Origin of the sequence: Eubacterium callanderi, assembly GCF_900142645.1 — a bacterium.
GTDB lineage: Bacteria > Bacillota > Clostridia > Eubacteriales > Eubacteriaceae > Eubacterium > Eubacterium callanderi.
In genome coordinates this window covers 278,667-290,927 of record NZ_FRBP01000005.1, presented here as the reverse complement: position 1 = coordinate 290,927, position 12,261 = coordinate 278,667, and the positions used below count along the sequence as shown (strand labels likewise).

The window sequence follows — 12,261 nt, the reverse complement described above, 5'->3', positions numbered from 1 at the left end:
TGTTATGATGAAAAAGGAAAAAAAGAGTAAGAAACCGGCTAAAAAGAAGAATTCAAAGAAAAAGAACGGCAAGAAAAAAGAAATTCTGAAAACAGGGAATTCGCATAAGGTTAAGCCTGCTGCTGATTCCAAGTCCAGGAAAGATCTGAAGCAGGCTCTGGCTGAAATCACAGCCCAGTACCAGCTCATCGAAGATCTTCCTCGTTTCTACGGTGGGGAGATCCCCCTTTATATTTCCGAAACCAGCGCGCTCCGTGTCATCGGCGGCACGCCCGGCCTTAATCTGACCGCCATCGCCACAGCACTGGGCGTCTCTAAAAGCGCAGTCTCCAAAAGCACCGGCAAACTTATGGAAAAAGGGCTGATCACCAAAGAACGCGCCCTTCGCGAGGTCATCTTTAATCTGAGTGGTGAAGGGCAAATACTTTACGACCGGATGAATCATGATGAAAAGCTGCTTTTTAAAGGCCTTGATACCTATCTGAAAACTTTGAGCCCGGATGACGAAAAGGCTGTATCTGACTTCTTAGACCACATCCACCTGGAGCTTAAAAAAGCAGTCAACAAGCTCAGGGAACCTCTTGAGGATATCGACGAAAAATAAAACCATGTTTTGTTGGGATCGGTGCAGATTTGCGCCGGTCTTTTTTTGTTTTTAAGAATTCACATCATTTTTTCTTAATTTTATTTCATTTGTGGCACTTTTGTGGTTCCCCATCATTTATACTGTAATCAAAAAAAAGAATCAGCCGCTGCTGGTTCGAAAACACAGAAAAAGGAGAAAGAATATGCGTATTAAAAAATTATTGGTTACCATGAGTTTAGGACTCGTGCTGCTGACTTCCGCCGGAGTGCCGGCATTAGCGAAAGATCTTGATGAGAACACTCAGGAGGGCTCCTCTGAAATCTTCGGAAGCATTGCGTCAAGGTATACCGTAGAAATACCTGCCGAGATTGAGATGGGGACAATGCAGAGAAACAGGGATTCCCAGGCTCCCTTTTCTATTACTGCCAGAAATGTTGCCCTGCCAAGTGATGTAAAGCTGCAGGTCCGCGTTAATGGCGACGGTATAAATGACGAATTTATACTTAAAAGCTCAGACAGCAAAATTTCTTACAGGCTTTTTAAAAGTGCTGAACCAAATGATATAGAAATTGCAACACATGATATTTTTGCCGAATTCTCAGGTACTATTGGTCAGGATGGCGACACCCAAAGCGGATTGGTTCAGGTAACACCTCAAGATACAGTAAACTCTGGAATCTATGCTGGAAATCTGAACTTTACCTGTGCCATCAACTTTCCCACAGTAACACCTTAACAGCGCCCATCCTGTCACTCTAATCAGCATTAAAAATAAAAGTCTGAAAATTTCACGGCTCACTGCAGCATACATTTTTAAACTCAAAAGGAATCCTCACAATGGAAAACAAGAAAACAAACATGACCCATATCTGGCCCATCCTGCTCATGCTGGTCATACTCCTCGCAGGAGGTGTCATCTTTTACCTTTTAAGCCAAAAGGCACAGCCTGTAGAAATGGAACAGACCGTAGTCGCCCTGACACCTACATCCCAAAAGCCCGCCCCCTCTAACATCGCCATCCCGGGCTATCCTGAACTCACCCTCATCAGCGACACAGGCGTCATTCCCGCAGTTTTTGAAAATCCTGAGGGTAATCCCTGCTATTTCAAGCTGGATCTAATACTCTCCGATACCGGACAAACCATATGGTCCTCAGAAAACTTCAAACCCGGCACCGGTATACAAAGTCCTACAGCTGCTTTTATTCCCGAATCTGGCGTTTACAATGCCGAGCTCCGTTATACGACCACCAGTCTCGACGACCTAAGACCCCTGAACACTGCTGTTACAAAGGCGCGGTTAACTGTTCAGTAATAAAAGGCCTGTGATTCATTTTGATCACAGGCCTTTTAAATCATAACAGTTTAGTCATAAATGCCCATATATTATCTTGATATTTCGTCAAAATCGGAGCTATCACATTTTCCAGTCCTTCCGGTACCGAGCAACCGATATTCCGGTATTTTGTCTCAGCCAAGGCAAGCACTCTCCTTGTTTCACTATGCGTCTCTGCAGGTCTTGATCTTTCTCCGGCATTCGCATAATTTGAGTTTTGAGCAACATACTCTAATACTGCTTTATAATTGTCCAAATTAACATCCGACATAACAAAAGGATTCTTGTCAAAGTTAAAGATGTAATTCCCCCCCGGAGCCATAATATCAATGAGTTCCTTTGCTTTATCAACACATTCCTGTTTTGTTGCCGTTTTGAGATAAGTAACCGGATACAGGCCTGAGAGTATATGTTTTTTTCCGAGTTTATCCTTAATTGTATGCGGATCGCCGTATTCAAAGCAAAAACGTGTTCCCTCAGGCAATTCCCAGAGATAATCCAGATAACGTGTCCAGTCTGCTTCGCAAAAGATATAGCAGGGCTGTCCAGCATCATGAAGCGCTTCAACAAGTCTGTGAAAGGATGGCCAGTAAAACTTATCAAATTCTTTGTTCCTCAGATATGTCGCCATGTGAAGCGGCATAAAGGTTTGACCGTATTTATGTGGATTGGCCGGAAGGCCTTTTTCAAACAGAAACGGCAGTACTGCATCACAGGCTTCAGCGATCTTTTCGGGACAGCGTTTAATATCTTTTGTGATTCCTGTAAAGCCGCGTAAAAAATCAGCAAGATAATCAAAAGGCGCTGTAACACCCCCAAGCGAGCCAATCGGCGGTGTATAAAAAGTATATTTTTCTCTCAGTTTTTTTACAATTGCAGCATGTTTGTTCTGGTAATCATTATGAGCCAGCAATGCCCCGGCAAAGGAGAGAGCCCTGCTTACACTGTCCTTTTCCCAGTTTGTAAAAAGCTTTGGAAAAATAGTTTCAATAATAAAATCCCTCGGACTTTTTATAAAATCATCATAATCCTCTGGTTCCATGCCCATCACCTCGGGATGCTGCATAAAGCCACTGTCACCCATAACATAAGTTTTAGCGCCCAAAAGCGTAAGATAAGCAGGGTAGCGTGGCGTTCCCAACGGAGCAGACTCTAATGGCAGTTCACCGCAAAGCCTGTCTGTGGCTTCATAAACACCATCAAGTGTCCACTGCGTTTTTCCAAGATCCAGACCACCGTATTGAATACAAAATTCCAAAGGCAAAACCGCGCCTATCGGAACGCGTTTTGGAATAACACCATCATAAACATCCGTAAAATTTTTTTGGATTGCATCTGTTTTCATTTTTTACCTCTCTTATCTTTTAAACCAGGCCGATTAACAGCCAGTATGGTACAACGACCACCATCATAAACACCATTGACATTGCCATTTTAATGCCGCATATTTTCATGAAATCTTTTGTGGCAATTAAGCCAAAGGACACGTAGAAGAGTGGAAGCGCCCATTCATAGGGGAAAATGACTTCCGCACCTGCCGCCTGAATGGTATAAAACACCGCAAACGGGTTAATCCCAAGCGTCATACCAATTTGAGTAAAGGCAAGGGTAAAAGTGGCATATATGGCCATTGGTGTTAGTGCAAAATTAGAAATAACACAGATAATCCAGATAACTGCTATCATGACAAAAATGTTAGTACCAGATATCATCGGTAAAACCAAATCCGCGATGATCTTGCCAAATCCCATGGCGTTAGCAACCGCACCAATACTCAGACAGGTGGCTGTAAAGAAAATCATGGAAAAATCAATTTTTTGAATATCTTCTTTAGTGCCTACGTTAAATCCTGGAAGATACATAATACAGCCCGCCAGTAAAAATCCCCACGAAATGTCCAGATTATGTAAGCCTGAGGTCAGCATATAAACCAGTAAGCAGAGACTGATAACAACGCCCTTCTTTTCATCTCTGGTCATTTTCCCCATTGCTTTCAGCTCTTCAGATACAAACTCCATCTGGTAAACCGTATCCTTTGGCTTACAAAACCGTCCAATCGTAAACACAACAATCGGAATCCAGAGGACAAATGGAATATTGTGAACAAAATAATCTAGGAAGGAAATGGATGGATTGGTAATAGAAGCCGCCATATTCGGAATAACCGCGAAAGATGGATTGTAAATAAACTGTAATGGAATATAGGCTGAGAAAAAGCCTGCCATCATAATACCGGCTGATTCTTTTGATTTCCCTAGGTTAAGAGCTTTACAAATACCAAACGTTAAACCTGCAAGGGGTAAAATCGCTTTACCTGGCGCCAATAAGTTTATTGCTAAACCGGAAAGCATAATACCAATCAGCAAACCGTAATAGGATTTACCGGTTTTTTCAATGATCCAGTAAGCAACACGCTTTAACAGCCCAATACGAATCAAAATATTCGCAAACAGAAATCCACCGATAAACATCCAGGGAATAGTACCAAACCACGGTGAAAAAACCACATTAGCCGGCGCTAAATTGGCCAGAATATAAAATACTGGAAGTATCATGGCCGGAATCAAATTTGGAAGTACTTCAAAAGCAAACATCAAAATTGTACAAAATGTTGCCGCACTAAAAAGCCTTATCTGCCATGTGAAAACATCGTTAACTGGTATTAACAGGATAATAACAGGTATCAAAATAATGATAGCCCATTTGACCACTTTTGCATTTACCTGTAATTTACTTTTCATTATATTCTCCTTATTTTTGAGATTACAAGCTCCTTAAGAGCATATTCATCAGGACTGTATCATATTTTCTCAACTGCCGGCTCATCACCTCATCTATGTCGGTGGTGTCCCTTTCGGAAAAATCATTTTCCAGATATTTGGTTTTTAACTCAGGAATTTCCGGGCAGGCTACAGTTCCATATCTTTTCCTGTCAATGGCAAGCTCTCCTGCATTTGTATACCATGTGTTTTCGGCTACATAGTCAATTACGGCAATATAGTTTTCAAGGTTAATACTGTTCAGGCTCAAAGGATTTTTATCGAAACTGAATATGTAGTTTCCCCCTGGAGCCAGAATATCAATATACTCCTTGGCTTTATCAATGCACTTCTGCTTTGTTGCGGTTTTCAGATATGTCAGGGGATATAAACCGCTGATAATATGTTTTTTCCCCAATGTATCTTTAATTTTCTGCGCATCCCCATATTCAAATATAAACCGCGTTCCTGGAGGCAGCTCATAAAGATAATCCAAATAACGCATCCAGTCATTCTCGCAGAACAACTGGCAAACCTGCCCATGACAGTACAAATATTCAATAAACTTCTTAAGAGATGGCCAATAAATATTCTCAAAATCTTTTGGACGGATATACCCTGCAAAATGCAATGGAATGAAGGTAGACCCCAGAACCGATACATTTTGCGGCAGCCCCCTGAAAATCTGAAATGGCAGCAGTGCGTCACATGCCATTCCGATTTTTTCAGGTATCCTCCTTAAATCTGATGAGATGCCTTTAAAACCTCTTAAAAAATCACCGAGTAAATCAAAAGGGGCCCGAACCACTGCTGAAGAACCTGCAGGCGGTGTGAAAAAGCCATACTTCTTTCCCAGTTTCTGAGTCAGCTGTCCAACCTGTACGGCTCTCTCATTAAAGGCAGTCGAAGCCTTCGCCAAAATAAATGAACGCTGAGCCGCATCACAGTCGAGCCCTTTAAACATGCGCGGCAAAACCTTTTCCATAAAAAAATCCATTGGATTTTCAATAAAGCGATCATATTCTTCTGAAAACAGCGTGACACAATCCGAATGCTGAATACTTCCAGAGGACGTCACCTGGTATCCCTGTGAATCCAATATTTTAAAAACAGCTGGATTCTTTTCCTCCCCGCCAACGGGCATGGCGTCCGTATGAATCTTTCTGCAGAGAATATCATAAGCATCCTCTGCCCCTTCGAATGTCCATTGTGCTTTTACCGTTGACAAGCCCGCGTAATCAATGCAGGCCTCAAAGGGCAGTTTGGCAGAAATTGGGACCCTTTCTGGAATGCGCCCCTCATAAATACTTTTAAAAAGTTCTGTTTTGGAATTTATCATCATTTTTTACCACTCCTTTTGATTTTATGAATAAAACAATTAATTACGATATGCCGTGCATTACAATCTTTTTATCCCGGGTTTTCTATGAAATTTCATTCTTTTTCTGAATTATACTTGGCCCAGAGGGCAAAAGCAATGGTTTACACACACTTGTCAATCGAGGAATTTGACAAAAAAATTGACAGCAGATATAATAAAAAGCAAATAATTAATCTGAAAGGCCACTTATAATTAACCTCCGAAGTGGTATGGTCTTTATATGAATAACTATCCGCCTTCGCATTTGTTTTTATTGATGGAATGCTTCCGTACGCGTATAAAAGATCTCGCGGAGGTCCTTCATGTTAACGATTCTCTTGTCAGTAAATGGCGCAATCACAAACGTCTTATTAACCCCAAATCAGCTTATGCAGACTTAATATGCCAGTACTATCTTAGTCTTGACCGGAAGAATAATTTCCATATTATAAAAACACTTTTATCGGACGATTATGAACAGATCGATAAAGCTGAAGAAAATGTCCTTCCACATCTCTTAAAAAACTGGCTTACAGAAGTTCCAGACCAGCTTGACGATTCAAAGATCACTCTGGACTCTAACAGCTATACCACCCAAATTTCTGTTTACCACTACGATAGCGGCCGTGAAAAAGCTGTCTTAAGAATGCTGGAAACCCTGAAAAATCTACCCCCAAATCAGGAGTTTCTGATTTTTGACTGCGAAGAAAACTCATGGCGGCAGGAGGATTCCAGCTTTTTAAAGAAAAGAAAAAAATTATTATACGAAGTCATCAATCGGCATCACCTTCAAATTATTCATACTTTTAATGCAAAGTATACGGCTTTAAAAAATCTTTTCTTGCGGGATATCAGCTTAAACTTAAACCATAAGGTTGACACCTGTTATATTCCCTTGCAGTTAGTCCCTAATTTTTTATCAGACATGCTCATTATAAAAGATAAGGCTGCATTAATTTGCCAGTTCAATGAGAGGTTTACCATACAGCGTTATGCCGAATATCATTCAGATATTCGAACGATCCGTTATTATCAACAATTCTATAATGATCTTAAATCGAAAAGCATCCCCATTTACACACAATACCACCTTGATCACTATGAAGACATCATTAACTTTTTAAAAAGCAAGGTCTGTATCGAGGGCTGTTTATACTATATTTCTCCCCTGCCATTTCCATTTAATACCGATGTTAAAAGTCTTTTGAGGTATACGTTTAATGCTCAGGATACCCTCCACCTCTGGGAAACTGCATTAAAGCAAGGGCCGGTCAGGCATATTTACTGTATAAAAGATATTGAAAATTTTGTAAAAATCATACAAAAAAGCCCCGAACCAGAGGCTCAGGACTTACTCAAAATTTTTCTTAAACAAATTAGCGATCTTATGCATCTTGTTGGCAAATCTTCTGAATTTGAAATTGCTCTTCTTCAGGAATTACCCAAAACAGAAGGAGCCAGCCCCATATTTCTGATTAAAGATAACCGCTATGCCCTCGGCTATAAATATGAAGCACTTTCAGGTCGTTTCCACGCCCTTATCTCAGAGGATTCTACCGCTGTGTTTATATTGTTCCAATACTACGATGAATTCTGGACAAACATCCCCTCAATTCAAAAAAACAAGGATTGGATTATCAATAAATTAAAAGCTGTTTTCGAGCTTTCAAAGGAATAAAAATCCGCGGAAATACAATAACAAATTTATTTTATTTTTGTCACAATTTTGCCATAATCACATTCTATAATAAAGACAAGAAAAAAATAAGGAGTGTTCCAAATGAAAATGAACAAAAAAGTAATCGCTGGCTTTGTGGTTGGGGCGGTGCTGCTCACAGGCACTACAGCGCTGGCAGCCGGAAACGGCGGACGTTTTATGCAGGAGTATGGCACACTGCACACCGCAGCTGTATGTGATACAGATGGCGACGGCCTTTGTGATGTAACAGGCAATCCAATAGGTTCTGGCAACTGCTCTGGCATTGGCAATTGTACTGCTGCTCCGGCAGCGGAGACGACCCAGGTTCCTGCTGAAAGCGCTGGAATGCCGGATACATCTGTACTATCTACAGCAGGCCATCATGCCTACGGTGACAGCGACGGCGATGGAATCTGTGATGTCACTGGCAATCCTGTCGGCACAGGCTGTCAGAATGGCAGCGGTAACGGCCCCCGTGACAGCAGCGGCCATCATGGCGGGAACGGACGCGGCGGCGGACGTTATTGCCAGTAAACCGGCCAACGTATTAAAAAAGCATGGCGCCCCATTGTACGGCGCCATGCTTTTTTATTTTCCAGTTTCAAGTTCTTTATTGTAAGTCAGCGTTTCCTTTGAATAAACGTGCCGCTCATAGACTTTAGTGCCGGGCTTTTCAAGCTCACGCATCAAAAACTGATAATAGGCCCCTGGGGTTACGATTCCAGGGATGGCCGGCTTGTCAAAATTGGTGTTCTCAAACAGAGAATCCGCTACCTTGACACAGTTGGTATCCACAGCAAAATAGGTTTTCAAGGTTCCCTTTTTGAATTTATAAAAGGTCGCATCGTTTCCCTTATAGATCTGGTCGGCGATGTCGCTATAGTCCTTTTCAGGCAGAAGTCCCTGCTCCATGAGCTGGGTATCACAGTACCATTCCTCCATATTTTCCCGCATGGTGTCAAAATTCTTTTTTATCTGGAGAAGCTCCTCCTTCTCAAAGGCCACCTTAAAGGCAATGAGCACCTTATCATCATGATAGACGGACTGCCTAAGATAGCGTTCCCGGTTGCATTTAAACAGCACCCCGTCACTGATCACCCCAAACAGACGGTAGCTGTGGCTGTCAAAATTACCGTAGGCCACGGCTTCATCCCCCAAGATCAGATCCACATGGCCAAAGGACTCCATGAATTTTTTGGACAGATGCACCAGTATTTCCACATTGAAGGGCGCAAGACCCGCTGCCTTTTCGGGGATGGACACGTTTTGTTTATGGAGATAGGCGTTGGCGTCTTCGGAGGCCACTTTCGCGTCATATTCCTTGAGCAGCTTGCGGGGCAGAAGGCCACCGATAACTGGCGGAATGGCAAAGCGCAGCTTTCTCTGCATCTTTTTAGCCGTGGCCGACATTTTCTGCTGGGTTGATTCTTCATTAAAGGTGTCGAAAATCATGGTAAAACCGTACCAAAGCACATATATGCCTGCCACCAGCCCAAAACCAATGGCGTTGAGACGGTTATTAACCAGCATGAGAACCCCTGCCACCAGTGTGATCACTCCGTTCACAAAATAGGCACCGTAGTTTGGCGCGCCGTCTTTAAAATAAGTAACCGCAGATACAAAACGAATGACAGAGTTCAGAATGATCCACCCGGCAAAAATATCAGGAATCCAGCGTACCACCTTAAACCGAAAGATAAAAAAGGCAATGGCAAAGCCAAGGTTGACCACAGCTTCCAGCACCTCACCCTGTCCTTTTATCTTCTTCTTATAGAGTACTGCCACTAAATTCATGAACGCAATGATCAGAAGAACCGCAGCGATGAGCACCACCAGATCAGTGAGCGAGGTCTTTGGCCTCAGAATTAAAAATATCCCGGCCCCTATTACAAACAGACCCGCCAGAAGGCCGATAAGCTTTTGAACAACCGTTTTTTCCATCACATTTCCCCTTTTTTCGTATTACCTCTATTTTACCGCCTTTTGAAAGTTCCCGCAACTAAAAAACCCGCAGCGCCGTATTTTACGGCACCACGGGTTTTGTTATTAATTTTAGTAGGTTTCAACAAACAGCTGGAAGTAAGAGCGGTCATGCTTGCAGGCAGGACATACCTGAGGCGCGTCGTTGCCTTCATAGATATAGCCGCAGTTGCCGCATTTCCATCTGACATCACCAAAGCGTTTGAATACTTTGCCCTGTTCAATGTTGGCAGCTAATTTCTTATAGCGGGTTTCATGCGCTTTTTCAGCCACACAGATCTGGGTAAAGGATTCTGCAATATCATCAAAGCCTTCTTTTTTAGCGGTTGCTGCGAAAGCTGGGTATAAGTCTGCCCATTCTTCCTTTTCGCCGGCTGCTGCGTTTAACAGATTGCTTTTAGTATCGCCTAATGCCACCGGATAGTCTGCGTTAACATTCAGCATCATGGCTTCGCCGCCTTCTAATTCGGCCGCCATATATTTATAGAAAACTTCAGCGTGTTCTTTTTCGTTTGCTGCAGTTTCCAGGAAAATTTCCTGAATCTGTACATACCCTTCTTTTTTAGCCTTTGAGGCAAAAAATGTATAGCGGTTACGCGCCTGGCTTTCACCTGCAAATGCCTTCATCAAATTTGACAGGGTTTCCGTACCTTTTAATCTTCCCATTGGTAAATTCCTCCTTGATTTTGATATTGTTCGTTTCTTTATTATAACGCGATCTCAAAAAAATTTCAAATTATTTCACCGGCTAATTTAGAATAATTTTATTTTTACTTAATATGCTTAATAAAATCTACCAGGGATTCGGCGGCGACAAAAGGACCATCCTGTTCAAAGCCCGGGATTCCCAATTGTGTACGGATAACGCCAATCTTAATGCCTTTTTCCTTCATGCGTTTGAAGTAGTTTTCCGCGATCTTTTCGTGTTCGCTTTTTAATTGTACCGCGCCGAAGGGGTTCGCGAAATAGGTGGTCGTGATGCCCACCTCACCGGTGGTTCCCTTCGCCATACGCTTGCCCTCTGAGAATACCGCCAGAGCGGTATCCAGGTCATCAAACATTTCGATGGGTGCGTGTGCATCGTCAATTTTTTCATAATTATTAATGTAGAAAATATAATCGACCGGAGTGGAAGCCGAAATTTCTTCATAGGTCATCTGCGGTACGATCACCCGGGCGTTGACGATGTTAGGGTTCATGAAAATCGAGCGGTCCATGGTGCTGTAGGCGTAGCCTGGCTGGAGGTCATCCAGACGGACAAATGCCCCGATTTCTGTTCCCACAGCCATGAGCTCGTCTTCCTTGTTAAAATGCAGGGAGCCCATATCGTCGATAAGAATATCCACGTCGCAGCCCAGCTCTTTGGGCAGCTTGTGAATGGCCTCCAGGGTTTCGGACTTGCCGGCGCCGCTGTCCCCAACCAGCATGATGTTTACTGGTTTTTCACCGGCCAGGCGTATTTTGGCGAAAGCGCCGTGGATGGGCAGCCAGAAGTTTTTGATCTGGATAATGTTGTGCAGGGTCAGAATCATTTTCTTCATGTATCCAAAGTAGTCAATTTCCGGATCGTTTGGCAGCATGCCGTAGTAGACGCCGTCCTCCTTAACCACAAAGCCGCGCATCTCGTCTTCTTCAAAAAGGCTCTTGTCCAGGCCGAAGAAAACCGCGCCGTCTGGCTTTTTGTGCAGGAATTCCTCTGGTGTGGCCAGCTCGAAAAGATTGAACAGGCCAGCGCCCAGCTCCAGAAAATCTTTATGGCAGTACGCGATGATCAGCAGACGTCCCGCCTTCACCGGGATGGCGTACCAGGATTCAGAATCCATATAAAAGCGTTCCAGAATCTTTTTGTCCTTCTTGATGGGGAACACGCCGTTTCGCTTGCTGGACTGGGTATAGAAAATGACCGGCGGCTCGAAAATAGCTTCCCATACATAGGGCACGCGGTACAGCGAATCGTTTTTACTCTTGATGTCATTTGGGAAGTCAAAGTGGTCGACCAGAAAAGACACCTGGGCGCCCGAGGGCAGCTGACGGTAAATGCTCAGGCTCTTGCCGGTGACGTTGTACAGGATGTTGCGGTATAAATCCAGCACCAGCTTTTTCAATGAATCATTGTTGGAGGCCAGCGAGTGAGCCTTGGAGCGTTTTGCGCCGTCGTCCGGATTATAGGTTTCGTTCTTGACCATAAAGCGCTGGATATTGCGCCAGTAGTTGTAAAAGCCTTCTAGAAAATCCAGCATGATGGCAGTGTACTCATCCACACCGTACTGAATATCAAAATAGCCGCTGCGCATCACGTCTTTTAAAGACTTCATATTGAGCAGGGTCACAAAATCCCGGAATTTTTCCAAATCAAAGGATTTGTTTTCATCACGAAAAGGGATGACCGCCTTCAATTTTCTTGAATGTCGGATTTCCAGCTCATTTACAAAAGTGGTAATCATTTTTCCAAAGGTTTTAGACTGTAAAACCCGGCTGACATTCGTAAACTTCAAATCGCCATTGATCACAATACTGCGATGTACATTCATATTTTCCATAA

11 protein-coding genes are annotated in these 12,261 nt (G+C 43.1%); 5 read left to right on the top strand and 6 right to left on the bottom strand.

The window, feature by feature from the left end:
• Window positions 1-4: 4 nt before the first annotated feature.
• The 3 genes from BUC22_RS08410 to BUC22_RS08400 all read left to right on the top strand — a co-directional run bounded on the left by BUC22_RS08410 (window position 5) and on the right by BUC22_RS08400 (window position 1,900).
• Entirely contained in the window at window positions 5-604 is a 600-nt protein-coding gene (locus BUC22_RS08410) for a MarR family winged helix-turn-helix transcriptional regulator (RefSeq protein WP_013379052.1), read from the top strand.
• A 184-nt stretch (window positions 605-788) separates the two neighbouring features.
• Complete coding sequence (locus BUC22_RS08405; protein WP_013379051.1) at window positions 789-1,322, top strand: hypothetical protein; 534 nt, start codon at window positions 789-791, stop codon at window positions 1,320-1,322.
• A 101-nt stretch (window positions 1,323-1,423) separates the two neighbouring features.
• A complete protein-coding gene (locus tag BUC22_RS08400; RefSeq protein ID WP_013379050.1) occupies window positions 1,424-1,900 on the top strand; it encodes a hypothetical protein in 477 nt (158 codons plus the stop codon).
• A gap of 40 nt (window positions 1,901-1,940) precedes the next feature.
• Here the strand turns inward: BUC22_RS08400 and BUC22_RS08395 are convergent, their stop codons facing one another.
• From BUC22_RS08395 to BUC22_RS08385, 3 genes are read right to left on the bottom strand one after another with little or no spacing between them, the layout of a single operon-like run.
• Complete coding sequence (locus BUC22_RS08395) at window positions 1,941-3,266, bottom strand: uroporphyrinogen decarboxylase family protein (protein WP_013379049.1); 1,326 nt, start codon at window positions 3,264-3,266, stop codon at window positions 1,941-1,943.
• 19 nt (window positions 3,267-3,285) lie between these two features.
• Window positions 3,286-4,662, bottom strand: a complete 1,377-nt coding sequence (locus tag BUC22_RS08390) for an SLC13 family permease (RefSeq protein WP_073382686.1) — start codon at window positions 4,660-4,662, stop codon at window positions 3,286-3,288.
• Window positions 4,663-4,684: 22 nt separating this feature from the next.
• Complete coding sequence (locus BUC22_RS08385) at window positions 4,685-6,022, bottom strand: uroporphyrinogen decarboxylase/cobalamine-independent methonine synthase family protein (RefSeq protein ID WP_013379047.1); 1,338 nt, start codon at window positions 6,020-6,022, stop codon at window positions 4,685-4,687.
• Between the two features lie 259 nt (window positions 6,023-6,281).
• Between BUC22_RS08385 and BUC22_RS08380 the strand changes: the two genes are divergently transcribed.
• Window positions 6,282-7,718: a hypothetical protein gene (locus tag BUC22_RS08380; protein ID WP_013379045.1), complete on the top strand. Its 1,437-nt coding sequence runs from the start codon at window positions 6,282-6,284 to the stop codon at window positions 7,716-7,718.
• Window positions 7,719-7,820: 102 nt separating this feature from the next.
• Entirely contained in the window at window positions 7,821-8,273 is a 453-nt protein-coding gene (locus BUC22_RS08375) for a hypothetical protein (RefSeq protein WP_013379044.1), read from the top strand.
• 54 nt (window positions 8,274-8,327) lie between these two features.
• Here BUC22_RS08375 and BUC22_RS08370 read toward each other — a convergent pair whose 3' ends face one another.
• The 3 genes from BUC22_RS08370 to BUC22_RS08360 form a co-directional block, all read right to left on the bottom strand.
• A complete protein-coding gene (locus BUC22_RS08370; RefSeq protein WP_013379043.1) occupies window positions 8,328-9,680 on the bottom strand; it encodes an HdeD family acid-resistance protein in 1,353 nt (450 codons plus the stop codon).
• A 111-nt stretch (window positions 9,681-9,791) separates the two neighbouring features.
• Window positions 9,792-10,385, bottom strand: a complete 594-nt coding sequence (gene rbr / locus BUC22_RS08365; protein ID WP_013379042.1) for a rubrerythrin — start codon at window positions 10,383-10,385, stop codon at window positions 9,792-9,794.
• A 104-nt stretch (window positions 10,386-10,489) separates the two neighbouring features.
• A complete protein-coding gene (locus BUC22_RS08360) occupies window positions 10,490-12,259 on the bottom strand; it encodes a hypothetical protein (RefSeq protein ID WP_013379041.1) in 1,770 nt (589 codons plus the stop codon).
• Between the last annotated feature and the right edge of the window lie 2 nt (window positions 12,260-12,261).

What these genes read in the sequence shown, in the direction of transcription:
- BUC22_RS08400 (WP_013379050.1), top strand. Translation starts at nt 1,424, where the DNA reads ATGGAAAACAAGAAAACAAACATGACCCATATCTGGCCCATCCTGCTC.
- BUC22_RS08395 (WP_013379049.1), bottom strand. Translation starts at nt 3,266, where the DNA reads ATGAAAACAGATGCAATCCAAAAAAATTTTACGGATGTTTATGATGGT.
- BUC22_RS08375 (WP_013379044.1), top strand. Translation starts at nt 7,821, where the DNA reads ATGAAAATGAACAAAAAAGTAATCGCTGGCTTTGTGGTTGGGGCGGTG.
- BUC22_RS08380 (WP_013379045.1), top strand. Translation starts at nt 6,282, where the DNA reads ATGAATAACTATCCGCCTTCGCATTTGTTTTTATTGATGGAATGCTTC.
- BUC22_RS08385 (WP_013379047.1), bottom strand. Translation starts at nt 6,022, where the DNA reads ATGATGATAAATTCCAAAACAGAACTTTTTAAAAGTATTTATGAGGGG.
- BUC22_RS08360 (WP_013379041.1), bottom strand. Translation starts at nt 12,259, where the DNA reads ATGGAAAATATGAATGTACATCGCAGTATTGTGATCAATGGCGATTTG.
- BUC22_RS08405 (WP_013379051.1), top strand. Translation starts at nt 789, where the DNA reads ATGCGTATTAAAAAATTATTGGTTACCATGAGTTTAGGACTCGTGCTG.
- BUC22_RS08390 (WP_073382686.1), bottom strand. Translation starts at nt 4,662, where the DNA reads ATGAAAAGTAAATTACAGGTAAATGCAAAAGTGGTCAAATGGGCTATC.
- rbr (WP_013379042.1), bottom strand. Translation starts at nt 10,385, where the DNA reads ATGGGAAGATTAAAAGGTACGGAAACCCTGTCAAATTTGATGAAGGCA.
- BUC22_RS08370 (WP_013379043.1), bottom strand. Translation starts at nt 9,680, where the DNA reads ATGGAAAAAACGGTTGTTCAAAAGCTTATCGGCCTTCTGGCGGGTCTG.
- BUC22_RS08410 (WP_013379052.1), top strand. Translation starts at nt 5, where the DNA reads ATGATGAAAAAGGAAAAAAAGAGTAAGAAACCGGCTAAAAAGAAGAAT.